Annotated in this window: 23 protein-coding genes; 9 read left to right on the top strand and 14 right to left on the bottom strand. The window is 66.1% G+C overall.

Annotated features, from left to right (window positions below; translation table 11 throughout):
• The first annotated feature begins 142 nt into the window (after positions 1 to 142).
• Positions 143 to 553 carry a (deoxy)nucleoside triphosphate pyrophosphohydrolase gene (locus ACQR2C_RS29845; protein WP_315800615.1) on the top strand — a complete coding sequence of 137 codons (411 nt, stop codon included), beginning with the start codon at positions 143 to 145 and terminating at the stop codon, positions 551 to 553.
• A 117-nt stretch (positions 554 to 670) separates the two neighbouring features.
• On the opposite strand, the gene ACQR2C_RS29840 is transcribed toward ACQR2C_RS29845, so the two are convergent.
• Complete coding sequence (locus ACQR2C_RS29840; RefSeq protein ID WP_316182891.1) at positions 671 to 1,528, bottom strand: methyltransferase domain-containing protein; 858 nt, start codon at positions 1,526 to 1,528, stop codon at positions 671 to 673.
• Between the two features lie 78 nt (positions 1,529 to 1,606).
• Here ACQR2C_RS29840 and ACQR2C_RS29835 point away from each other — a divergent pair, with 78 nt between their 5' ends.
• The 5 genes from ACQR2C_RS29835 (at position 1,607) to ACQR2C_RS29815 (ending at position 4,652) form a co-directional block, all read left to right on the top strand.
• The gene (locus ACQR2C_RS29835; protein ID WP_434882720.1) at positions 1,607 to 2,410 is read left to right on the top strand and encodes a ComF family protein; all 804 of its coding nucleotides are present in this window, start codon (positions 1,607 to 1,609) and stop codon (positions 2,408 to 2,410) included.
• Positions 2,411 to 2,439: 29 nt separating this feature from the next.
• On the top strand, positions 2,440 to 2,715 hold the full coding sequence (gene grxC, locus ACQR2C_RS29830) for a glutaredoxin 3 (protein ID WP_315800618.1): 276 nt from the start codon (positions 2,440 to 2,442) through the stop codon (positions 2,713 to 2,715).
• Positions 2,712 to 3,590 (top strand): carbon-nitrogen hydrolase family protein, encoded by an 879-nt coding sequence (locus tag ACQR2C_RS29825; RefSeq protein WP_434882719.1) that lies wholly within the window; start codon positions 2,712 to 2,714, stop codon positions 3,588 to 3,590. The genes grxC and ACQR2C_RS29825 overlap by 4 nt, the downstream gene beginning before the upstream one ends.
• Positions 3,587 to 4,075: a DUF1178 family protein gene (locus ACQR2C_RS29820; protein ID WP_316182887.1), complete on the top strand. Its 489-nt coding sequence runs from the start codon at positions 3,587 to 3,589 to the stop codon at positions 4,073 to 4,075. Before ACQR2C_RS29825 ends, ACQR2C_RS29820 begins: the two co-directional genes overlap by 4 nt.
• A gap of 139 nt (positions 4,076 to 4,214) precedes the next feature.
• Positions 4,215 to 4,652 (top strand): EamA family transporter, encoded by a 438-nt coding sequence (locus ACQR2C_RS29815; RefSeq protein WP_316216851.1) that lies wholly within the window; start codon positions 4,215 to 4,217, stop codon positions 4,650 to 4,652.
• On the opposite strand, the gene ACQR2C_RS29810 is transcribed toward ACQR2C_RS29815, so the two are convergent.
• The 6 genes from ACQR2C_RS29810 to ACQR2C_RS29785 form a co-directional block, all read right to left on the bottom strand.
• Positions 4,653 to 5,552, bottom strand: coding sequence for an EamA family transporter (locus tag ACQR2C_RS29810; protein WP_315800622.1), 900 nt, complete (start codon positions 5,550 to 5,552; stop codon positions 4,653 to 4,655).
• Positions 5,553 to 5,753: 201 nt separating this feature from the next.
• Positions 5,754 to 6,473, bottom strand: coding sequence for a ribonuclease activity regulator RraA (locus tag ACQR2C_RS29805; protein WP_434882718.1), 720 nt, complete (start codon positions 6,471 to 6,473; stop codon positions 5,754 to 5,756).
• 208 nt (positions 6,474 to 6,681) lie between these two features.
• Positions 6,682 to 8,418 (bottom strand): L-arabinonate dehydratase, encoded by a 1,737-nt coding sequence (araD, locus tag ACQR2C_RS29800; protein ID WP_434882717.1) that lies wholly within the window; start codon positions 8,416 to 8,418, stop codon positions 6,682 to 6,684.
• On the bottom strand, positions 8,415 to 9,275 hold the full coding sequence (locus ACQR2C_RS29795) for an ABC transporter permease (protein WP_315800625.1): 861 nt from the start codon (positions 9,273 to 9,275) through the stop codon (positions 8,415 to 8,417). The genes araD and ACQR2C_RS29795 overlap by 4 nt, the downstream gene beginning before the upstream one ends.
• An 11-nt stretch (positions 9,276 to 9,286) precedes the next feature.
• The gene (locus ACQR2C_RS29790; RefSeq protein WP_315800626.1) at positions 9,287 to 10,051 is read right to left on the bottom strand and encodes an ABC transporter ATP-binding protein; all 765 of its coding nucleotides are present in this window, start codon (positions 10,049 to 10,051) and stop codon (positions 9,287 to 9,289) included.
• Positions 10,051 to 11,082, bottom strand: a complete 1,032-nt coding sequence (locus tag ACQR2C_RS29785; RefSeq protein ID WP_434882716.1) for an ABC transporter substrate-binding protein — start codon at positions 11,080 to 11,082, stop codon at positions 10,051 to 10,053. The genes ACQR2C_RS29790 and ACQR2C_RS29785 overlap by 1 nt, the downstream gene beginning before the upstream one ends.
• A gap of 124 nt (positions 11,083 to 11,206) precedes the next feature.
• Between ACQR2C_RS29785 and ACQR2C_RS29780 the strand changes: the two genes are divergently transcribed.
• The 3 genes from ACQR2C_RS29780 to ACQR2C_RS29770 all read left to right on the top strand — a co-directional run bounded on the left by ACQR2C_RS29780 (position 11,207) and on the right by ACQR2C_RS29770 (position 16,265).
• On the top strand, positions 11,207 to 11,917 hold the full coding sequence (locus tag ACQR2C_RS29780) for a GntR family transcriptional regulator (protein WP_434882715.1): 711 nt from the start codon (positions 11,207 to 11,209) through the stop codon (positions 11,915 to 11,917).
• A 321-nt stretch (positions 11,918 to 12,238) separates the two neighbouring features.
• On the top strand, positions 12,239 to 12,673 hold the full coding sequence (locus ACQR2C_RS29775) for a response regulator (RefSeq protein ID WP_434882714.1): 435 nt from the start codon (positions 12,239 to 12,241) through the stop codon (positions 12,671 to 12,673).
• Positions 12,654 to 16,265, top strand: a complete 3,612-nt coding sequence (locus ACQR2C_RS29770) for a PAS domain S-box protein (protein ID WP_434882713.1) — start codon at positions 12,654 to 12,656, stop codon at positions 16,263 to 16,265. The genes ACQR2C_RS29775 and ACQR2C_RS29770 overlap by 20 nt, the downstream gene beginning before the upstream one ends.
• 99 nt (positions 16,266 to 16,364) lie before the next feature.
• On the opposite strand, the gene ACQR2C_RS29765 is transcribed toward ACQR2C_RS29770, so the two are convergent.
• The 7 genes from ACQR2C_RS29765 to ACQR2C_RS29735 all read right to left on the bottom strand — a co-directional run.
• Positions 16,365 to 17,000, bottom strand: a complete 636-nt coding sequence (locus ACQR2C_RS29765; protein ID WP_315717165.1) for a response regulator transcription factor — start codon at positions 16,998 to 17,000, stop codon at positions 16,365 to 16,367.
• Positions 17,001 to 17,461: 461 nt separating this feature from the next.
• Positions 17,462 to 17,971, bottom strand: coding sequence for a response regulator (locus ACQR2C_RS29760; RefSeq protein ID WP_315800631.1), 510 nt, complete (start codon positions 17,969 to 17,971; stop codon positions 17,462 to 17,464).
• Between the two features lie 196 nt (positions 17,972 to 18,167).
• Positions 18,168 to 18,491, bottom strand: coding sequence for a PilZ domain-containing protein (locus tag ACQR2C_RS29755; protein WP_315800632.1), 324 nt, complete (start codon positions 18,489 to 18,491; stop codon positions 18,168 to 18,170).
• 34 nt (positions 18,492 to 18,525) lie between these two features.
• A complete protein-coding gene (locus ACQR2C_RS29750) occupies positions 18,526 to 19,395 on the bottom strand; it encodes a CheR family methyltransferase (protein WP_315800633.1) in 870 nt (289 codons plus the stop codon).
• Between the two features lie 29 nt (positions 19,396 to 19,424).
• Complete coding sequence (locus ACQR2C_RS29745; RefSeq protein ID WP_434882712.1) at positions 19,425 to 19,814, bottom strand: response regulator; 390 nt, start codon at positions 19,812 to 19,814, stop codon at positions 19,425 to 19,427.
• Between the two features lie 30 nt (positions 19,815 to 19,844).
• Positions 19,845 to 20,318: a chemotaxis protein CheW gene (locus ACQR2C_RS29740; RefSeq protein ID WP_315800634.1), complete on the bottom strand. Its 474-nt coding sequence runs from the start codon at positions 20,316 to 20,318 to the stop codon at positions 19,845 to 19,847.
• Positions 20,319 to 20,344: 26 nt separating this feature from the next.
• The coding region (locus ACQR2C_RS29735; protein WP_434881228.1) for a hybrid sensor histidine kinase/response regulator at positions 20,345 to 21,982 on the bottom strand (1,638 nt) is incomplete at its 5' end.

The raw sequence follows: 21,982 nt of genomic DNA, 5'->3' as shown, positions 1-21,982 counted from the left end.
CACCCGTGAAAATACGCGGCCGGCCATTAAGGTTGGCTTATTTCAACCGTGGAAACGGGGCGCGAAACGGCCTAGGTTAAAATTCCCTCAACAGCGTGCCTGGTTCTCGGACCGGCGCATCCCTCTCGCAACCGATCGGATCATGCCCGACCTGAAACTCACGCTCGTCGTCGCCTGCGCGCTCGTCGACGCCGACAATCGTGTGCTGCTGGCGCAGCGGCCGCCCGGCAAGACGCTCGCGGGACTCTGGGAGTTTCCCGGCGGCAAGCTCGAGCCGGGTGAGCGCCCCGAAGCGAGCCTGATCCGCGAGCTCGACGAGGAGCTCGGCATCACCGTGCGCGAGGCCTGCCTCGCACCGCTCACCTTTGCCAGCCACGCCTATGAGACGTTCCATCTGTTGATGCCGCTCTACATCTGCCGGCGCTGGGAAGGCCTGGTGACCGCGCGCGAGGGCCAGCAACTGGCCTGGGTGCGGCCGAACAAGCTGCGCGACTATCCGATGCCGCCCGCGGACATTCCGCTGCTGCCGCATCTGATTGATTTATTGATGTAGCTGGGACGGCGCCCAACCTCACTCGTCATGCGCGGACTTGATCCGCGCATCCATCCTCTTCCGAAGACTCTCGAAGAGGATGGATCGCCGGGTCAAGCCCGGCGATGACGAGTCTGCTTACTCGCGATCACCGGCTCCCTGGCTCCGCTTCACCGCGGCCTCCAGGCTCGCTGTCGCCGAGCCCGGCTTCAGCGGCTTCTGCTGGCTTTCGTGCGGCGCCCAGCCGGAGATCCAGATGATGTCGAAAGTGGCGCGGATGCGGCCGTCGGGATCGGCGAAGCGCTCGGCATAGATTTCGGCCATTCGCAGCAAGGTCGCACGACGCAGCGGCGTGCGGCGGCGCTCGACCAGGCTGTTGGTCGCGCCCATGCGGCGGAGATCCTGCATCAGGCCGAACGCACTGGCATAGCGCACCACGACCCGGTCGACGTCGGTGACCGGCAGCGCGAAGCCGGCACGCTGCAACAGACCGCCGACATCGCGCAGATCGGCGAACGGGACGACACGCGGCGACACACCGCCCTCGCATTCGGCCTCGGCGGCCGCGAAGGATTGCCGGAGTTCGGTCAGCGTATCGCCGCCGATCATCGCCGCAAGCAGCAGACCATCTGGGCGCAAGGCCCGGCGAACCTGCACCAGCAGGCCGGGCAGGTCATTGACGAATTGGAACGCCAGCGCCGACAGCGCCAGATCGAGCGATTGCGGCGCCAGCGGCAGCGTCTCATCCGCCGTGGCGGGCGCCGCCAGATGGGCCAGTTGCGCAACACCGCCTGTGAGATGTGGCGCCAAACCGGCGCCGGGCGTCCAGATATCGGCGGCCGCATCGAACGACCGGTTCACCGCGGCGAGGCGGTCCGCGATGTCCTCGGCGACGCGCTCCAGCAGGAACGTCTCGGGCGCGCCCGCAGCCCGCCGCTGCCGCTGCGCAAGCAGGGGACGGTCGAACAGAATGGGAGCTGTCGCGGGCTGGGTCATCGGGGCTGGTTACGCCGATCCTGGTGGCCGGGCAATGCACCGCTTGAGCGGCGCGGGTTGCGACGCTAGCCTCAACACATGGGCGTGACGTTTGCTCCAATCAGCGTCGGACGACTTCGTGCAGCCGTAGGCGCGCTGCATGGCGGGCTCGCGCATGTCGCGAAGCTCGCACTCGACGTCGCGCTCCCCACACTGTGCATCGCCTGTCGCGAGCCGGTCGACGGCGAGGGCGTCTGTGCCGCCTGCTGGGGCAAGCTGTCGTTCATCGAGCGGCCTTATTGCCCCAAGCTCGGCATCCCCTTCGTCTACGATCCCGGTCCTGAGCTGTTGTCGATGGAGGCGATCGCGGCGCCGCCGGCCTATGCCCGCGCCCGCGCGGCGGTGCGCTATGACGAGGTCGCCCGCACCCTGGTGCATCAGCTGAAATATCAGGATCGCACCGATCTGGCGCCGATCATGGGACGCTGGATGGCCCGCGCCGGCCGTGAGCTGCTGGCCGAAGCCGACCTCGTGGTCCCCGTGCCCCTGCATTGGCGGCGCGGCTTTTCCCGCCGCTATAACCAGTCCGGCGCCCTTGCCCGGGTGGTCGCCCGCTGTAGCCGCGTCCGAATGAGCGGCGATACGCTTCGCCGTGTCCGCGCCACCGAGCAGCAGGTCGGCTTGTCGCGCGCCCAGCGCGCCAGCAATGTGCAGGGCGCATTCCAGGTATCTTCAGACCGCCTGCATGAGGTGCAGGGGCGCCGCATCGTGATCGTCGACGACGTGCTGACCACCGGCGCGACGGTGGATGCCTGCGCCCGCGCTCTGCTGCGCGCCAAGGCGGCCGAGGTCAGCGTGCTGGTCTTCGCCCGGGTTGTCGATGCCCCCCGCGCCCCCATATAATCTGTCGTTCCGAACCAGCTGAGCGCGACATGACCGCTGCGATCGAAATCTATACCCGTCCGGGGTGCGGCTACTGCACGGCCGCCAAATCGCTCCTGACCCGCAAGAACGTTGCCTTTACCGAACACGACGCGGGCAAGGATCCGACGGTTCGGCAGAAGATGTATGATCGTGTCGGCCCGGGCTCGACCTTTCCGCAGATATTCATCGGCCACACCCATGTCGGCGGCTGCGACGATCTCTATGCGCTCGATCGCGAGGGCAGGCTCGACGCCATGCTGGCGGGAGACAAGGCGACATCATGAGCAACGACCGCAGCTTTACCGCCGCCATGGTGCAGATGCGCACCTCGCTCCTGCCCGAGCCGAGCCTCGAGCAGGGCACCAGGCTGATCCGGGAAGCGGTGGCGCAGGGCGCGGAGTACGTCCAGACGCCGGAAGTGAGCAACATGATGCAGCTCAACCGGACGGCGCTGTTCGAGCAGCTCAAGAGCGAGGCGGACGATCCCTCTCTCAAGGCCTATCAGGCGCTCGCCAAGGAGCTGGGCATCCATCTGCACATCGGATCGCTGGCGCTGCGCTTCTCGGCAGACAAGGCCGTGAACCGCTCGTTCCTGATCGGGCCCGACGGCAACGTGCTGGCGAGCTACGACAAGATCCACATGTTCGACATCGACCTGCCGGGCGGCGAGAGCTATCGCGAGTCCGCCAATTATCAGCCGGGCGAGACGGCCGTGATCTCGGATCTGCCCTGGGGCCGTCTGGGGCTGACGATCTGCTACGACGTGCGCTTCCCGGCGCTGTATCGCGCGCTGGCCGAGAGCGGCGCCTCGTTCATCAGCGTGCCCTCAGCGTTCACCCGCAAGACCGGCGAGGCGCACTGGCACACGCTGCTGCGCGCCCGGGCCATCGAGACCGGCTGCTTCGTGTTCGCCGCCGCCCAATGCGGCGTGCACGAGAACAAGCGCGAGACCTTCGGGCATTCGCTGATCATCGATCCCTGGGGCGATATCCTCGCGGAGGGCGGCGTCGAGCCCGGCGTCATCATGGCGCGGATCGATCCCGCGCGGGTCGAGAGCGTGCGCCAGACCATTCCTTCGCTGCAGCACGGCCGCCGGTTCGGCATCGCCGACCCCAACGCGGGTCCGGACTATCTGCACCTGGTGCGGGGCTCGGCATGATTCGCTACGCGCTGCGCTGCGAGCGTGACCACACGTTCGAAAGCTGGTTCCAGAGTTCCTCGGCCTACGATTCGCAGGTGAAGCGCAAGCTGGTGGAATGCCCGGCCTGCGGCTCGACCAAGATCGAGAAGGCGATCATGGCGCCGCGCATCGTCAGCAAGAAGGGCCGCGACGCGGCGCCCGTGCCTGCCGCGCCTGCTCCGGTACCGACGCCCGCCCAGGAGGTCATTCCGCCCGGATCGACGTCGCTGATGATGGCGCAGGAGCGCGAGCTGCGCGCCAAGCTCAAGGAGCTGCGCGACCACATCGTCAAGAACGCCGACGATGTCGGCGAGCGTTTCCCGACGGAGGCGCGCAAGATGCATTACGGCGAGACCGAGCACCGGCCGATCTATGGCGAGGCTTCGCTCGACGAGGCCCGCGAACTGATCGAGGAAGGTATCGAGGTCGCGCCGATCCCGGTGCTGCCCGACGACCGGAATTGACCGGCGGGGCTCGTCACTCGGCGGCAGCCGGCAGTGATGCGCGCACGATCTCGGCAATCTTTCCGGCATTGCGAGCGCCGCGAAGCAATGACGGTTGAAATGTCTCGACCTCAACTGCGACCTTCCTCCGAGAGATGAGATGTTCCCCCTCTCCTCCTCCTGGCAGCTCTGGGCCCTCCTCTCGGCTCTGTTCGCGGCCCTCACCGCCATCTTCGCCAAGGTTGGCGTCGAGGGTCTCAACTCCGATCTCGCCACGCTGATCCGCACCGCGATCGTGCTGGTGACGCTGGCGCTGATCCTGTTCGCGACCGGCCAGCTGACGAGCCCCGGCCCGATCTCGATGAAGAGCTGGCTCTTCCTGACGCTGTCGGCGCTCGGCACCGGCGCCTCGTGGCTGTGCTATTTCCGCGCCCTGAAGCTCGGGCCGGCGACGCTGGTCGCGCCGATCGACAAGCTCAGCGTCGTGCTGGTCGCCTTGTTCGGGGCCGTGTTTCTCGGCGAGCGACCGAGTCCCCAGGGCTGGATCGGCATCGCGCTGATCGCGGCCGGTGCCGTGCTGATCGCGCTCAAGGGTTGACTACACCGCGATCAGCAGCGCCACCCCGGCGACGATCAGCGCGATGCCGCCGATCTCGCGCAGCGAAACCGGCTGCTTGAACGAGTAGTACGACACGCCTTGCGCGAACAGCACCTCGATCAGCGCCAGCGTGCGGACATTGGCGGCCGCGGTCAGCGCAAACGCCAGGAACCAGAATTGCGACGCGAAGGCGCCGACGAAGCCGGCCATCATCGACGGCCGCCACAGCGACAGGATCCCGCGCAGGATGCCGGGGGCGCGCGCCAGCAGATAGACGGTGAGGAGCGCCGTCTGCACGAACAGGCCCCAGACCAGCGTGTAGGACGCCGCCGTGACGAAGGAGACGCCGTCGACGGTGATGATGGCACCGCGGAAGCCGACGGCCGACAAGGCGAACGCGGCGGCTGCGACCAGTCCGGTCACCGTCGGCTTCAACTCTGCGAAGCCCTTCTCGCCACCGGGACGCAGCGCGGTGATAACGACGCCGATGGTGGCGATCAGGATGGCGACCAGCTTCGGCAGCGAGAGCGGATCACCGAGGAAGATGAAGCCGAAGATCGCGGTCTGGATCGCCTCGGTCTTCAGATAGGCGGTGGTGACGACGAACGAGCGATCGGTCATCGCCAGCAGCATCAGCCCGGTGGCGATGATCTGGCTGAGCGCGCCGAGCAGCAGCCACGGCCAGAACACAGCAGGCGGCCATGGCAGATGGTCGCCGGTGGCCAGCAGCACCACGGTCAGGAACACCAGCGAGAACGGAAAGCCGAACAGGAAGCGGATATTGGTCGCACCCCAGGTGCCGAGCTTCGCCGTCAGCGACCGCTGCATCGCGTTGCGCGCGACCTGGCCGGCGGCGGCGACCAGGGTGAAGGGAATCCAGAGGGAGGCGATGGAGAGCATGGGGCACGGAGCGGCTATGAGGGCCGGCCACCGTGACCAGCGCGGAGCGCCCGGTCAACAGCGCACGTGGCGATTCAGCCGCATGTCAGGCTTGCAGCTCTCGCTGGATGGGCGGGCATTTTCGGCGCTTTGTGGTACGCTCGCGCCACAACAACGGTGTCGTCCCTGCGTTCGCAGGGACGACACCGGAATTTGGAGCGGCTACCTGTTGTTCTTCGCGCGCCATGCCGCGAAGTCGGCGGGCGTCTGCGGGTCGGTTGCCGGATAGAGGCCGAGGATCGAGCGGCCCTTGGCAACTTGCTCGGCAACGAAATCCTCGAACGCGGTCATCTCGAACGTCTCGTCCGCGATCTCGTCGGCGAGATGGGCTGGGATGACGATGACGCCGTCGGAATCGCCGAGGATGACGTCGCCGGGAAACACCGGGGCGTCGCCACAGGCGATCGGGCCATTGATCTCGATGGCATGATGCAAGGTGAGATTGGTCGGCGCGCTCGGGCGCTGGTGGAAGGCCGGGATGCCGAGTCTGGCGATGTCGGCGGCATCACGGAAGCCGCCGTCGGTGACGACGCCGGCGACGCCGCGCTGCTGCAGCCGGCTGACCAGGATCGCGCCGGCCGAAGCAGCGCGCGCGTCCTTGCGGCTGTCCATCACCAGCACGGCGCCGGGCGGACAATCCTCGACGGCCTTGCGCTGCGGATGGCCGCGGTCGCGAAACACCTCGATCGTGTTGAGATCCTCGCGCGCCGGGATGTAGCGCAGCGTGAAGGCCTCGCCGACCATGGTCGGCTGCGCCGGGCTGAGCGGATGGACGTTCTGGATGCACTGGATGCGCAGGCCGCGCTTGAACAGCGCGGTGGCGACGGTCGCGGTCGAGACGGTCTTGAGCTTGTTGCGGGTGGCGGTGCTGAGTCTGGTCATGTCTTGGTCTTGCTCGCTGCGCTCCCTCCCCCTTACGGGGAGGGGTTGGGGGTGGGGGTCCACATCAATGGTGTCGCTTGGGGCTACCCCCTCCCCAGCCCTCCCCCACAAGGGGGGAGGGAGCGCACCTTTGCTGCGGTGATGGCTCGAATCCCAATCTCGAAGTTCCAGACTCAGGCTTCGCCTGCCTAGGAACGACAATCGCTAACTAATAAATCGCCGGCTCGCCCACCGGCGCGCCGAAGCCGGTTTCCAGGAAGTCGAAGTCGCAGCCATCATTGGCCTGCCTGATGTGGCGGGCGAACATCCAGCCATAGCCGCGCTCGAAGCGCGGCGTGGGCGGCTGCCATTCGGCGCGGCGGCGGGCCAGCTCGTCCTCGGGAACGTCGAGATTGATGGTGCGGGCGGCGACGTCGAGCGTGATGAGATCGCCGTTGCGCACCAGCGCCAGGGGACCTCCGATATAGGACTCTGGCGATACGTGCAGGATGCAAGCGCCGTAGCTGGTGCCGCTCATGCGCGCGTCCGACAAGCGCACCATGTCGCGGACGCCCTGCTTCACCAGCTTGGTCGGGATCGGCAGCATGCCCCATTCCGGCATGCCCGGGCCGCCCTGCGGCCCGGCATTGCGCAGGATCAGCACATGATCAGCGGTAACATCGAGATCGGGATCGTCGATCGCCTTCTTCATCGACGGATAGTCGTCGAACACCAGCGCCGGGCCGGAATGCTTGAGGAAGCGTGGCTCGCAAGCCGAAGGCTTGATGACGCAGCCGTCCGGCGCAAGATTGCCCTTGAGCACGGCGAGTGCGCCCTCGCGGTAGATCGGGTTGGACTGCGGACGGATGACGTCGTCGTTGTAGACGCCGGCATCCGCGATGTTGTCACCGAGCGTACGGCCGTTGACGGTGAGGCAGTCGAGATGGAGATGCTCCCTCATCCGGCTCATCAGACCCGGAAGCCCGCCGGCGTAGTAGAAGTCTTCCATCAGATAGGTGTCGCCGCTCGGCCGGACGTTGGCGAGCACCGGCACCTTGCGGCTCGCACCCTCGAAATCATCGAGGCCGATGTCCGCGCCGGCGCGGCGCGCCTGGGCGATCACGTGGATGATCGCGTTCGTCGAGCACCCCATCGCCATCGCGACAGCGATCGCGTTCTCGAACGCTGCGTGGCTCTGGATCTTCGCAGGCGTCAGATCCTCCCACACCATCTCGACGATGCGGCGGCCGCATTCCGAACTCATGCGGATGTGCTCGGCATCGGCAGCAGGGATGGACGAGGCGCCGGGCAGGGTCATGCCGATCGCTTCCGCGATCGCAGTCATGGTCGACGCCGTGCCCATGGTCATGCAGGTGCCGTGGCTGCGGGCGATACCCGCCTCCATCGCATTCCAGTCGGCGTCCGACAGCTTGCCGGCGCGGCGCTCGTCCCAGTACTTCCAGGCGTCGGAGCCGGAGCCGAGCGTCTTGCCTTTCCAATTGCCGCGCAGCATCGGACCGGCCGGCAGATAGATCGCCGGCAGGTTCATGCTGGTGGCGCCGAGCAGCAGCGCCGGCGTGGTCTTGTCGCAGCCGCCCATCAGCACGACACCATCGACGGGATGGCTGCGCAAGAGCTCCTCGACATCCATCGCCAGCATGTTGCGATAGAGCATCGTGGTCGGCTTCAACAGCGACTCCGACAGCGACAGCGCCGGCAGCTCGATCGGGAAGCCGCCGGCCATCAGCACGCCGCGCTTGACGTCGTCGACGCGGCTCTTGAAGTGCATGTGGCAGGGCTGCGCGTCGGACCAGGTGTTGACGATGGCGATGACCGGACGGCCCTTCCACTCCTCCTGGGCATAGCCCATCTGCATCACGCGCGAGCGGTGGCCGAAGGAGCGGAGATCGTCGGGCGCGAACCAGCGCGCGCTGCGCAGCTGATCGGGTTGCTTGCGGTCGGTCATGATTGGGTGCCCCAGGTCAGGACGGTCTTGCGCTCGATGGTCCGGAAGATCAGGTTCTCGACCACGAGACCGATCAGGATCACGGTCAGGAGGCCGGCGAACACCGCCGGGATTTCGAGCAGGTTGCGGTTCTCGAAGATGAACCAGCCGAGGCCGCCCTGGCCAGAGGAGACACCGAAGACCAGCTCCGCGGCAATCAGGGTGCGCCAGGCAAAGGCCCAGCCGATCTTCAGGCCGGTGAGGATAGCGCCGAACGCCGCCGGGATCAGGATGCGGATCACGTAGGAGAAGCCGGTGAGGCCATAGTTGCGGCCGACCATGCGCAGCGTGTTCGACACGCTCTTGAAGCCCGAATGGGTGTTGAGCGCGACCGGCCACAGCACCGAATGGATCAGCACGAACACGAGACTGCCGCTGCCGAGCCCGAACCAGATCAGGGCCAGCGGCAACAGCGCGATCGCCGGCAAGGGATTGAACATCGCCGTGATCGTCTCGAGGAAATCGGTGCCGATGCGGGTCGAGATCGCGAGCACAGTCAGGATCGCCGCGAGAACGATGCCGGCGGCATAGCCCATGAACAGCACCTTCAGCGAGGTCCAGACGCGCATCGGAATGGTGCCGTCGCGGACCTTCTCCCACAGCGCCGCGATGGTGTCGGAGAAGGTCGGGAACAGCAGGGGATTGTCGAGATAGCTGCCATAGGCCTGCCAGATCGCGGCGAGCAGGACAATGATCAGGGTCTTGCGCACGAAGCCGTCGTTCCACAGCAGTTCGAGCACGCCGAGCTTGCGCGCGACATCTGCAGGCGCAGCGCTCGCGGCCGACGTATCACGCAGGATGATCTTGGCTTCAGCCATGGGCACCGTCCTCAATGCGTCGTTGCGGGTTCGGAGAACAAGAGATCATGGATCTGCTTCTCCAGGCGCGCCGCGCTGCCGTCCTCGGCCGAGACCTTGTCGACATCGATGACCTCGGCCTTGACCCGGCCGGGATGCGGCGACAGCAGCAGGATGCGGTTGCCGATCTTGATCGCCTCCGCGATCGAATGCGTCACGAACAGCACCGTGAACTTGGTCTCATTCCAGAGCTGCAGCAGCTCGTCCTGGCAGGTCCGCCGCGTCAGCGCATCGAGCGCCGCGAACGGCTCGTCCATCAGCAGGATGTCCGGCTCCATCGCCATGCCCCTGGCAATTGCGACGCGCTGCTTCATGCCGCCCGACAGCGTGTGCGGATAGGCATCGACGACGCGCGTCAGCCCGACCTTTTCGATGTAGGCGCGGGCGCGGCTCTCGGCCTCCTTGCGCGGCATGCGTCGCGCCGTCAGCAGTGGAAACATGACGTTGGCGAGCACGGTCTTCCAGGGCAGCAGCTGGTCGAACTCCTGGAAGATCATCATGCGGTCGGCGCCGGGCCCGGTGATCTCGCGGCCGTTGATGCGCATCCGGCCTTCGCTCGGCTTGATGTAGCCGCCGACCGCCTTCAGCAAGGTCGACTTGCCGCATCCCGACGGCCCCAGCAGCACGAAGCGGTCGGAGCGGTCGACGGAGAAGCCGACCCGCTCCGTCGCGGTGATCACCGCGCTGGAGGTCTTGTAGCGGAGGGTGACGCCATCGACGTCGAGCAGCGCGGACATCAGTTGCCCTTCAGATCATGCGCGACCGGCAGATAATAGTCGGTCCAGGCCTTGGGCTGGGTCTTGATGGTGCCGATCTTGGCGAGATGGGCGGCGAACTTCATCGTGCCCTGCGGCTCCAGATTCCATTCCATCATGCCGGGCTCCTTGAGCCAGGCGAGCAGGTCCTCGACCGAGGTCTTGTCGCCGGTGATCTCCTTGTAGATCTCGACCGCGGTCCGGGTGTCGCTGCGGATCAGGTCCTGCGCCTCCTTGGTGGCGTCGCGCACCGCCTGGATGATCTTCGGATTGGCGTCGGCGAACTTCGTCGTGGTGAAGAACTGCGCCTGGCTGAGCGGCCCGCCCATCACGTCGGGCGAATTCAGCACGACATGCGCGCCGGGCACGTTCTTCAATTCGAGAAACGTGTAGGGCGGGATCGAGAAATGATTGTGCACCTCGTGCTGCGGATTCGATAGCGCCGTATAGGCGTCGGGGTGACCGAGCTGCACGGTGTTGGCGTCGAGTTTGTTCCACTGATCGGCGCCGAACGCCTCGGCGGCCGCGATCTGCAGCACGATGGCTTGGGTCGAGACCTTCACGGTCGGCACCGCGATCTTGTCGCTGGGGCCAAAATCCTTGATCGACTTGATGTTGGGATCGCGGCTGATCAGGGTCATCGGCTGCGCCGAGGTCGCGACGATGCCCTTCACGCCACCGCGGGTGCGATCCCACAGCAGCAGCAGATTGCCGGTGCCGGTGTTGAGGATGTCGACGCTGCCCGACAGCAGCGCATCGGTCTGCGCGCCGCCGCCGGAGAAGGTCAGCCATTTGGTGGTGACGCCGGGCACGCCGAGCGCGGCCGCATGCTTCTCGATCAGCTTCTGCTTCTCGATGATGTGGCTCGGCATGTAGAAGATGCCGGGCTGGCGCGACAGCGAGATTTCGGTCTTCTGCTGGGCCTGCGCGGCGTCATTCCAGGCCGGCGCGACCAGCAGCGCGGCCAGCAGGCCGGCGGCTCGTGCGGCCGAGCGCGCGAACTTCTCGAACATGGGACATCCCTCCTCGCGTGCCGACTCCTTCTTGACGGCCGGCGCAGAGATGCACTAATGCATTAGTGCATCTCTGACAAGGGCTGTTCTCCCCCTGCGACATTCGAGCCGGACGTCCGACCCCATGGCATTGCCTGCGACGCCTGCTGCGGTTCTCCCGCCCGAACGGCTCGATCCGAGCCGGCGCGCGGCACCGCAGGTCTTCGAGCGGTTGCGCGACCAGATCATCGCCCTGGCGCTGCCACCGGGAGCACCATTGTCGCGGCCGGCGCTGCAGGCCGAGTTCGGCCTCAGCTCGACGCCGATCCGCGACGCGCTGATGCGCCTCGCCGAGGAAGGCCTCGTCGACGTGTTCCCGCAGCACGCGACCCTGGTCAGCCGCATCGATGTTGGTCGGGCGCAGCAGGCGCAGTTCCTGCGCCAGGCGCTGGAGCTCGAGATCGTGCGCCTGCTCGCGCTGCGGCCTGCGACGGCCCCGATCGACGAGCTGAACGCGCTGATCGCCCAGCAGCGGCGCTTCGCCAGGGACGGCGACTTCGCGTCATTCACGGTGGTCGACAACGCATTCCACGAGCGGCTCTACACCGCCGCGGACAAGCACGAGCTGTGGACCCTGGTGCGGAGCCGCAGCGGTCACATCGACCGGCTGCGCCGGCTGCATCTGCCGTCCCCCGGCAAGGCGCAGACGATCCTGCGCCACCACAAGCAGATCGTCGACGCGATCGCCGCGGGCCGCCCGGACGACGCGCAGATGCATCTGCGCGAGCACCTGACCGGCACGCTGAGCGACCTCGCGACCATTCGGGGCCGCTGGCCGGACTATCTCAGCGGCTAGTGGCACGCCCATACGAGCAAAACAGGAGCCCTGCCAAATCGTCCATCACCCAGATTAATCGAATGTGAAGCGTTCCAGCCTTACAACCACGGCGCGAATGCCTCAAATGCAGGCAAGAACGCCGTTCGAGCACACGCCTCGCTCCCGCAACGCAAGGCGCCCGGATTGTTTCCCGATTGGCGCGTCCGGAACAGCGGTGTCTGCCCGCGTCCCATCCTGCATGTGACTTGTCCGGCGAAACGCTTGCGGCGCGCCGCGAATTGGGCAAAACCTTACAATTGACCGTTGGTCTTGCTGCCAGCCAATCGGGAGATGCGGAGCGTGGCGAAGATTCTGGTCGTGGACGACGATCCGCTCATGCAGCTGACAATTCAGCGCGTGCTCGAACGGGCCGGTCACGTCGTCGGCATCGCCGGCGACGGCCAGAAGGCGCTCGTCCGCTTCAAGAGCGAGAGCTTTGACCTGGTGATCCTGGACATCTTCATGCCGGGCATGGACGGGCTGGAGGCGATGCGCATGATCCTCAGGCACACGCCGGGTGTTCCGATCATCATGACCTCGGGACGTTCCCACACCCCGGCCTCGATGTCTGAGCCCGACTATCTTACCATGGCCACCAAGCTCGGAGCGGTTTCCGCGTTGCCCAAGCCGTTCAAACCGTCAGCCCTCCTGACGATGGTTTCCGAATGCCTGGCATCGGCAGGCGATCGGGCTACTCGACCCCGGCCAGGCCAAGATGCTGTTCCGAAATCCTGACAGCCGAACCGAAGGGCTGCTGCTCAGCAGCGCGCAGCGCGCGAGCGAGGCTTCGCGGTTCGGCGGGCGCCTCACGCTGACGACGCGGCTGGCGATCGCGATGATCCTGCTGGTCGCGATCGCGGTGTTCGCCGTCGGCTGGCTCGGCTATCGCAGCCTCGAGCGGGCGCTGTTGCCGCGCGCGCTCGATCGAATCGAGTCGCATTCGCGCCTGATGGCGACCGAGCTCGAAAACTATGTCGGCAGCGCCCGCAACGACATCAACGGCTATCGCGCCTCGCCGAATCTGGCAACGTTGATACGCACACTGAAGACGGGGGCTCCCGATCCCCGCGAAGGGCTGCCGGCGCAGTCGTGGCGCGAGCGGGTCGCAACGCGCTACTTCGCCGAGCTGCAGGCCAAGCAGACCTACGCGATGATCCGCCTGGTCGGGATCGAGAACGATTATCGCGAGCTGATCCGGGTCGACCGGCTCGGGCCGGGCAACACGGTGCGGATCGTTCCGGAGAACGAGCTGATCACGCGCGGCGAGCGCAACTACATCAAGGAGACGCTGAGCCTGCCGCCCGGCGGCATCCGGCTGTCGCCGATCATTCTCGACGGCAACACGACGGACCCCAAGACAGGCGTGCCGATGCTGTGCGTCGGCACGCCGGTGTTCGGGGCGGACGGCAAGCCGTTCGCGATCCTGATGGTCGATCTCGACATGCGCCCGGTGTTCGCGCATCTGCGCACGGCGGCCCGCCCGGGCGCACAGCTCTATGTCGTGAACGCCCGCGGCGACTATCTCTTCCATCCCGAATCAGACCGGGAATTCGCCTCGAAACGCGGCCGATCGACGCGATGGCAGGACGATTTTCCGACGCTCGCAGGCGCAACCGGCAGCGCCGAGGGTTTCGCGCAGATCCTGCACGACGAGGCCGATCGTCCCGGCGGCGTCGCCTTCGCGCCGGCGCTGCTCGCGGGACAAGAATGGGTGGCGGTGATCGAGACGATCCCGAACACCGCCTTCATGGCGCCCGCCCTCGCCATCCGCAAGACGGCGATCGAGGTCGGCCTGATCGCGATGCTGTGCGCGGCCGCGCTCGCCTTCGTGGTCGCGCGCTCGCTGACGCGGCCGATCAACCAGCTCACCCAGGCCGTCGAGGGCGTGGGGCGCGGCGAGGCGGTGAATATCCCGCTCGAGGCGGTCGGCGAGACCGGCGTGCTGGCGCGCGCCTTCGCCCGCGTGCTGGACGAGGTTCGCACCAAGACCGCCGAGCTCGAGCGCGAGGTCCAGGAGCATTACCTGACCGAAGCGGCGCGCGACCATTTCGCCGCCCGCGAACGGCTCTACAGTGCCGCGGTGGAATCGTCGAACGACGCGATCGTGACGCTGTCGCTGGACGGCACCATCACCGCCTGGAATCCGGCAGCCGAGGCCATGCTGGGCTACTCCGCCGAGGAGGCCGTGGGCCGCCTTGCCGATTTCCTCGTGCCGCCCGAGCGCATGCCCGAGGCCCGGGACTTCCTCGTGCGCGTGGCGCGCGGCGAGCGGATCCAGCATTTCGAGACGGTGCGGATCCGCAAGGACGGTGAGCTGGTCCAGGTCTCGCTCAGCGTCTCGCCGATCAAATCACCGACGGGCCAGATCATCGGCGCCTCCAAGATCGCACGCGACGTCACCGAGAGCCGCCGGACCGAGCTGGCGCTGCGCCAGCAGACCGAGGAGCGGCGGCGCATCTTCGAGACGTCGCAGGACCTGATCCTCATCACCGACCGCAATGGCATCCTGATTCAGGTCTCACCGAGCGTGGAGACGATTCTCGGCTATGCGCCAGCCGAGATGATCGGCCGCAGCGGCGCGGATTTCATCCACTCGGACGATCTGCTCAAAGCACGCGAGGAGCTGCGCGCCTCGCGCCTCGGCCTTCGGGCGCGCACCTCCGACTGCCGCTACGTCCACAAGGACGGCCGCGTGGTGACGCTGTCCTGGACCTCGAACTGGTCGGAGCCGGTGCAGCGCCACTTCTTCATCGGCCGCGACATGACCGAGAGCCGGCTGGCGCAGGAGACGCTGCGGGAAAGCGAACAGCTCGCCCGCAACATCATCGAGACCGCGCTCGATGCCTTCGTCCAGGTCGACGACAACGGCGCCATTCTCAACTGGAACTCCCAGGCCGAGAAGATCTTCGGCTGGTCGCGCGCCGAGATCATCGGCAAGGACGTCTTCGACGTCATCACGGTCGGGGATGTCGGCGAGGAGCTGCGCGCCGCGCTCGGCCGTATCCTGATGACCGGACAAGCGAGCGCACTCGGGGGCGGCCGCCGACGCGAGGTCATGGTGAAGCGGCGCGACGGCCGCGAGTTCAAGGCCGAGCTCAGCGTGACCGCGCTGAGGACCCGCAACGGTGTCGTGCTGAACGGCTTCTTCCGCGACCTCACCGACAAGATCGCGACCGAGGAGCGGATCCGCCAGTCCGAGAAGATGGAGGCGATCGGCCAGCTCACCGGCGGCATCGCACACGACTTCAACAACATCCTCACCGTGATCACCGGCACGATCGAGATTCTCGCCGCGGCCGTGGCCAAGGAGCCGCAGCTCGCCGCGATCACCAGGATGATCGACGAGGCCGCCGCGCGCGGGGCCGATCTCACCCAGCATCTGCTCGCCTTTGCGCGCCGGCAGCCGCTGCAGCCGCGCGAGGTCGACGTCAACACGCTGATGATCGACACGGCCAAGCTGCTGCGGCCGACGCTCGGAGAGCAGATCGAGATCGAGTCCGTCTTCCAGGACGAGACCTGCGTGGCGCATGTCGATCCGAACCAGCTCGCCACGGCGGTCATCAACCTCGCGCTCAATGCCCGCGACGCGATGCTGAATGGCGGCAAGCTCATCCTGGAGACCGGCTGGGCCGACCTCGACGAGAACTACGCAAGTCTTTACGACGACGTGCGGCCCGGTCGCTACGCGATGATCGCGGTGAGCGACAGTGGCAGCGGCATTCCCGCCGCCATCATCGACAAGGTGTTCAATCCGTTCTTCACTTCGAAGGGGCCGGGCAAGGGGACGGGGCTCGGATTGTCGATGGTGTACGGCTTCGTGAAGCAATCGGCCGGCCACATCAGGATCTACAGCGAAGAGGGCCACGGCACCACGATCCGGATGTACCTGCCGCCGGGCAGCGAAGAAGCGATCACGCAGCCATCGGGCGCCGCGCCGGCGATCCAGGGCGGCCAGGAGACAATCCTGGTGGTGGAGGACGACCGGCTGGTGCGCGGCTACGTTCTCGCCCAGCTCCATGCGCTGGGCTACGCGACGCTGGAGGCGGCCAATGCCGCCGAAGCGCTGGCTATCACCAATGCCGGAGAGCCGTTCGATCTACTCTTCACCGACATCATCATGCCGGGGACGATGAACGGCCGCCAGCTCGCATCCGAGATCCAGCGGCTTCGTCCCACGCAGCGGGTCCTGTTCACCTCCGGCTATACCGAGAATGCCGTGGTGCATCACGGCCGGCTCGACGAAGGAATTCTTCTGTTGCCGAAACCGTACCGCAAATCCGAGCTGGCCAGGATGATCCGCAAGGCGCTCGCCGCGACCGAGGCTTGAAAAGCGAGGCTTGACCAATGCGGCCTGACCGACGCGGCCTGCGCCTGCGATTGCCGCTTCTCCAGAGCGCGGCCACGTGCGGGCGGCCCGGCCATCGGCTCAATTGGCGCGCGACGCCGTCATCACGATGCGGATCAGATCGGCCGCGTTGCGCGCGCCGAGCTTCTTCATGATGTTGGCGCGGTGATCCTCGATCGTGCGCGGGCTGATGCCCAGCGTGCGCCCCGCCTCCTTGTTCGAGGCCCCCGCCGTGAACTGTTCCAGGACCTCGCGCTCGCGCCGCGTCAGCGGCTCGCGGCCGGGGAAATGCAGCGAGCCGATCTTCGGCGAGGCATTCTCCTTCTGCCGCCGCGCGAACGCGCCAATCGCCTCGTTCAGACGGGCCACGATCTCACTGCCGCGGAACGGCTTCTCGATGAAGTCGAGCGCCCCGTTCTTGATCGCATTCACGGCCATCGGGATGTCGCCCTGGCCTGAGATCATGAAGATCGGAGCCGGATAGTCCTCGCCGTGCAATTCCCTAAGAATGTCGAGACCGGACTTTCCGGGGATGTGCACATCGAGCAGGATGCAGGCCGGTGTCCTGCTCCGCGCCACCGCCAGGAGCGCGGCGCCGTCCGCAAAACAGATCACTTCATACCCACCTGCCGACAAGACCATCGAGAGGGTGTCGCGCACGGCTGGGTCGTCATCGACGACAAAAATCTCACCGCGGGAAGTTGTTTGTTCGGCCATGGGCGATTGCTCTTGCAAAGGAGAAGAAACAATGAAAGCGCGTCTTATGATACCATACTCGTCGGGTGCTTTGGGCACCCGTATTTGTACGGTTTATGATCCTAACCCACAAGTAGTAGCTGCAGATCGGTGATCGCCTTCACGAGACCACGATCTGGACACGATCTCAAGGCAGTCGTCTCGAGCAGCATGCTGCCTTGCAAAACACATCAACGCCGACAGCATCATGATCGACATCAAACTCTGATCGCATCAGCGTTGCCGACGTGCACCACGCCGAACAGACATGCTCGGCGCCAGACGCGTGCACGGCTCTCTGTCCACGAAAATCTGCACGGCATTTGACACAAGACGTACAGGCGTCAGCCGGCCTTGCCCTCGTTTTGATCAGAGATCGGCGGGATTTGGACGTTGCACAGGATTGTGCACTCCGGACGGCGGCTTGCGCCGATGCGGCTCTCTCAGGACCGATGCTTCGCGGCAACACTTTCGGCTGCGACGCCGCCCCAGGTGTGAACCACGGGCAGGCCGAGCGCAGTCTTGCCGAGATTGGCCAGGCAAATGCGCAGCGCCGCCAGATCGACTGGCTTCGGCAGGCTCTGCAGGTCGATTCCGAGCGAGCGCGCGAACAGCCGGGCCTCAATTCGCTTGGCCGCGTCCATGCCGCTGATCACGATCACGGAACCGGCGAAGCGGGTATCTGCGATGACCTTGAGGACCTCGGTCCCGTCGCCATCCTCGAGCATGAGATCGAGCGTCACGCAGTCAAAGCGCTTGTTGCGCACCTCGCGGATCGCATCGCTGCACGTGGCCGCGACCGTCACGGCGTGGCCGGCCTGCTTGGCCGCCAGCGCGATCAGCGTCCGCTGCGCGGCGTCGTCGTCGACGACCAAGAGCTGCAGCGCGCGCCGCTCGCCATCATCGGCGCGCTCCGACCGGCTGGATGCAAGTTCCGAACTCATGACCGGCATTGGCCGTCCCTGGAAATTTGACCGACGTCATTGTCTTACACGTCCGAGCCTGCGGCGACGTAAAGCGGCTCTCCGAAAAACCGCCACCCGTCTTAGGACTTGCGCAGGACCCGGGCTGGCGCGTCTCTTCGTCGCTCCGCGCGCGGAAGCTTCCCAAGCCGCGGGCGAGCAATGCGCCGTGCCGCCGGAAGGCGAACTAGTTGACGGTCGCTTCCTGGCCGGCGGAGGCGTTGCCGCGTTTCTTCTTGTTCTTTCCCTTGATGAACTGGATGTCCATCTCGGAGCCGTTGACCCGGACCAGCTCGCAGCGGCGGTAGGCGAGCCCCGTCGAGGACAGCAGCAGAAAGAACTCCTTCAGGTTCAATCCCTGGATCGATCCTTCGACCGTCAGCACTGCGTCGTTGTCCGAGATGGCGTTGAGCTGGCAGTCCCTGCGCCAGGTCCCGTCGATGCCCATGATGCAGACATCGTAGCCGCGGCTGAAGGTGACGCGCTCCGTACCTTTGTTGTCGTCAGACATCTTCGCGTCCTGCTCTATTGGGCTGCCGAAACATCTAGTTGCCCGCGGCCGCGATCCTGGGCATTCCCGGAGCCGGCGCCTTCGCCGCGGAAACGATCCCGCTCGGGCGATACAGGCCACGCCGGTCCGTAAGGGGCTTGAACACGTCGGTGAGGCCGACGACGGTCTCCGCGGCGCCGAGAACGAGGAAGCCGTCCGGCTCCATCAACTTGGCGAGCCGGCCGAAAATGTTGATCTTGGTGTCCTGGTCGAAATAGATCAGCACGTTGCGGCAGAACACGACGTCGAACGTGCCGAGCTGGGAGAAGTCGTGCAGCAGATTGAGCTGGCGATGCTGGACCATGCCGCGCACGTCGGAATTGATCTGCCAGAGTTCGCCCGCCTGCTTGAAATATTTGACCAGAAGCTGGATCGGCAGCCCGCGCTGCACCTCGAACTGGCTGTAGAGACCCGCCTTGGACTTCTCGAGCACCTCCTGGGAGAGATCGGTGGCGATGATCTCGATGCGCCATCCACTGAGCGCAGATCCCATCTCCTTGAGCGACATCGCCAGCGAATACGGCTCCTGGCCGGTCGAGCAAGCGGCGCACCAGATCCGGATCGACTTGCGGTTGGCGCGCGCCTTGAGGAGCTCCGGCATGATCACGTCGCGAAAATGATCGAACGGGACCTTGTCGCGGAAGAAGAACGTCTCGTTGGTCGTCATCGCTTCGACGACCTGGCTGATCAAGGCGCTCGACCCGTCCTTCAGCTTCTGGACGAGATCGCTGATGCTGGCCAGGCCGGCCTTGCGCGCGAGCGGAAGCAGGCGGCTCTCGATCAGATATTGCTTGTCGGCAGACAGATCGAGACCCGATTTGTCTCGAAGCAGTTTGCGCAGGAACTCATAATCGGGCTGGTTCACGGGCGGCCTCTTCTGGGCAGACGAAGGGATCAGGCGGATTCGGCTGACAGCGCCTGGATGAGACCGACTTCCTGGAATTTGGCGGCGACGATTTCCTTGTCGAACGGCTTCATGATGTATTCGTTGGCGCCGGCGTTGAGCGCGCGCGAGATGTGATCGATGTCATTCTCGGTGGTGCAGAACACCACCTTCGGGCCTTCGCCGCCCGGCAGCCGGCGCAGGCGCCCGAGGAAATCATAACCGTCCATGACAGGCATGTTCCAGTCGAGCAGAATGGAGTCCGGCAGGCTCTTGGTGCAGATCTCGAGCGCCCGCTCGCCGTCTTCCGCCTCGACGACGGAGAAGCCCAGCTCCTCCAGGATCCGGCGTGCGATCTTGCGCACGACGCTGGAGTCATCCACGACCAGACAGCTCTTCATTGTTGTCTCCCCTATGGGACGGTTGACGGGCTAGGCGGCGATTGCGGCCTTCGGCAGGAGCTCGAGCACGCGATCGACGTCGAGAATGACCATCAGCTGGCCGTCGAGGCGGTGCACGCCGCCGGCGAATTTCGCCATGCGCGGGTCGAGGTTGACGGGGTTCTCCTCCCGGCCCTCCTCGGGCAGCCGCAGCACCTCGCCGATCTGGTCGATCAGGAGACCATAGGACTCGCCGCGCAGATCGACGCCGACCGCCATCGGCGGCTTGCCGTCCTCGGCGCGGGCAAGGCCGAGCCGCGCCCGCATGTCGACGACGGTCACGATGCGGCCGCGCAGGTTCAGGACGCCTGCGATCTCCGCCGATGACAGCGGCACCCGCGTCACCCGCTCCGGCATGAACACGTCCTGGACCCGGGAGATCGGCAGGCCGAACAGCTGGCCGCCGATCATCGCGGTGACGTATTCGACGGCGGCGCCCTCGGTGGTTTCGATCTTGCTGCTCATCGCACGCTACTCCTGTCCGCTTGCTGTCACGCGGCCCGCCGGTTGGCTTCGGCGCGGGCCCGTTCCTCGATCTGTTCCTTCAGCGCCGCGATCAGGCCGGGCCGGTCGAACTTGGCGATGTAGTCGTAGAGCCCGGCCTGGCGGCCGCGCTCGATCGCCGCCGGCGACACCAGCGACGACACCGCGATGACCGGCATCTGGTTCAGGTTCTGGTCGGCGCGGATCGCCTCGGTGAACTCGAAGCCGTTCATCTCCGGCATCTCGATGTCGGTGACGACGATGTCGAAGCTGTGCCCGGAGCGCAGCGTGGCCAGGCCCTCGAGCGCCGAGGCCGCGGTGCGCACCTTGTAGCCGGCCGACTTCAACACCGGCGCCAGCATGTTGCGGAAGAACGGGGAGTCGTCGACCAGCAGCACCGACTGCGTCTGCGACTCGGTGGCCATCTCCTTGCGGATGAACCAGTCGGCGAACGCCATCGGCAGGAAGTGGCCGACGTCGATCACCTCGGTCGCCTGGCCCTTGATCACCGCCGAGCCGAGGATGCCGTCCTTGGCGCCGGAGACCTGGATGTTGAGCCGCTCCTCGACGATGTCGATGATCTCGTCGACCACGAGGCCCATCGCGCGGGTCTCGTCGGCGAACACCAGGATCGGCTGCGAGCCCGACGTCTGCACCGACACGCCTTCCATCTGCACCAAGGGCATCAGCTGGTCGCGGTACTGCACCATGTAGCGGCCGTTGGAGATCTCGATCTTGTCGGCCGCGATCTCCTCGAGCCGCGTGACCAGCGCCAGCGGCACCGCCTTGGGCTGCGCCGTGCCGGCGCGGAACACCAGGAGCGAGGTGAGCTGCTCGCCGCCGATGGCGTGATGCGCGGCGTGCTCGTCGGACACCGCCTGCGAGGCCGAGCCGGCGGCGCCCAGCGCCTTCGCAATGCCGTTCGGATCGATGATCATGATCACGGCGCCGTCGCCCAGGATCGTGTTGCCCGAGAACATGTCGATGTGACGCAGCTTGGTCGACATCGGCTTGACCACGATTTCCTCGGTGTGGAACACGCAGTCCACCACGATGCCGAAGGTCTGGTTGCCGACCTGCGTCACCACGATGAAGCCGTTCTCCGGATCGGTCGACGAGCCGTCGTCGATCTTCAGGAGCTTCTTCAGATGCATCAGCGGCAAGAGCTTGTTGCGCAGGCGCAGGACCGCGGTGTCCTTGATGCGCTCGATGCGGTGCTCGGAGTTGGCGCGCGCGCGCACCAGCTCGACGACCGACAGCTGCGGGATCGCGAAGCGGTCGCCGCCGGCTTCGACGATCAGCGCCGAGACGATCGCGAGCGTCAGCGGGATCTTGATGGTGACCGAGGTGCCCTCGCCGACCACCGACTTGATGTCGATGGTGCCGCCGATCTGGTCGATGTTGGTGCGCACCACGTCCATGCCGACGCCGCGGCCCGAGACCGAGGTGACGGCGGCCGCGGTCGAGAAGCCCGGCTCGAAGATGAACTTGTGGATCTGCGCTTCGGTCATCTTCTCGAGCTCGGCCTCGGTGACGAGGCCGTTCGCCAGGGCCTTGGCCTTGATGCGCTCGGTGTTGAGGCCGCGGCCGTTGTCGGCGATGCAGATGATGATATGGCCGCCTTCATGATAGGCGGAGAGCCGGAT

The organism is Bradyrhizobium sp. HKCCYLRH3061, assembly GCF_051168015.1.
GTDB lineage: Bacteria > Pseudomonadota > Alphaproteobacteria > Rhizobiales > Xanthobacteraceae > Bradyrhizobium.
This window is presented reverse-complemented; position numbering and strand designations above follow the sequence as displayed.

Bases quoted from the DNA above. Each gene is read 5' to 3' on its own strand.
- ACQR2C_RS29805 (WP_434882718.1), bottom strand. From the start codon at position 6,473: ATGACCAGACTCAGCACCGCCACCCGCAACAAGCTCAAGACCGTCTCG.
- ACQR2C_RS29820 (WP_316182887.1), top strand. From the start codon at position 3,587: ATGATTCGCTACGCGCTGCGCTGCGAGCGTGACCACACGTTCGAAAGC.
- ACQR2C_RS29810 (WP_315800622.1), bottom strand. From the start codon at position 5,552: ATGCTCTCCATCGCCTCCCTCTGGATTCCCTTCACCCTGGTCGCCGCC.
- ACQR2C_RS29745 (WP_434882712.1), bottom strand. From the start codon at position 19,814: ATGAAGAGCTGTCTGGTCGTGGATGACTCCAGCGTCGTGCGCAAGATC.
- ACQR2C_RS29780 (WP_434882715.1), top strand. From the start codon at position 11,207: ATGGCATTGCCTGCGACGCCTGCTGCGGTTCTCCCGCCCGAACGGCTC.
- ACQR2C_RS29770 (WP_434882713.1), top strand. From the start codon at position 12,654: ATGCTGTTCCGAAATCCTGACAGCCGAACCGAAGGGCTGCTGCTCAGC.
- ACQR2C_RS29765 (WP_315717165.1), bottom strand. From the start codon at position 17,000: ATGGCCGAACAAACAACTTCCCGCGGTGAGATTTTTGTCGTCGATGAC.
- ACQR2C_RS29785 (WP_434882716.1), bottom strand. From the start codon at position 11,082: ATGTTCGAGAAGTTCGCGCGCTCGGCCGCACGAGCCGCCGGCCTGCTG.
- ACQR2C_RS29825 (WP_434882719.1), top strand. From the start codon at position 2,712: ATGAGCAACGACCGCAGCTTTACCGCCGCCATGGTGCAGATGCGCACC.
- grxC (WP_315800618.1), top strand. From the start codon at position 2,440: ATGACCGCTGCGATCGAAATCTATACCCGTCCGGGGTGCGGCTACTGC.
- ACQR2C_RS29760 (WP_315800631.1), bottom strand. From the start codon at position 17,971: ATGCCGGTCATGAGTTCGGAACTTGCATCCAGCCGGTCGGAGCGCGCC.
- ACQR2C_RS29790 (WP_315800626.1), bottom strand. From the start codon at position 10,051: ATGTCCGCGCTGCTCGACGTCGATGGCGTCACCCTCCGCTACAAGACC.
- ACQR2C_RS29815 (WP_316216851.1), top strand. From the start codon at position 4,215: ATGTTCCCCCTCTCCTCCTCCTGGCAGCTCTGGGCCCTCCTCTCGGCT.
- ACQR2C_RS29755 (WP_315800632.1), bottom strand. From the start codon at position 18,491: ATGTCTGACGACAACAAAGGTACGGAGCGCGTCACCTTCAGCCGCGGC.
- ACQR2C_RS29845 (WP_315800615.1), top strand. From the start codon at position 143: ATGCCCGACCTGAAACTCACGCTCGTCGTCGCCTGCGCGCTCGTCGAC.
- ACQR2C_RS29795 (WP_315800625.1), bottom strand. From the start codon at position 9,275: ATGGCTGAAGCCAAGATCATCCTGCGTGATACGTCGGCCGCGAGCGCT.
- ACQR2C_RS29835 (WP_434882720.1), top strand. From the start codon at position 1,607: ATGGGCGTGACGTTTGCTCCAATCAGCGTCGGACGACTTCGTGCAGCC.
- ACQR2C_RS29740 (WP_315800634.1), bottom strand. From the start codon at position 20,318: ATGAGCAGCAAGATCGAAACCACCGAGGGCGCCGCCGTCGAATACGTC.
- araD (WP_434882717.1), bottom strand. From the start codon at position 8,418: ATGACCGACCGCAAGCAACCCGATCAGCTGCGCAGCGCGCGCTGGTTC.
- ACQR2C_RS29840 (WP_316182891.1), bottom strand. From the start codon at position 1,528: ATGACCCAGCCCGCGACAGCTCCCATTCTGTTCGACCGTCCCCTGCTT.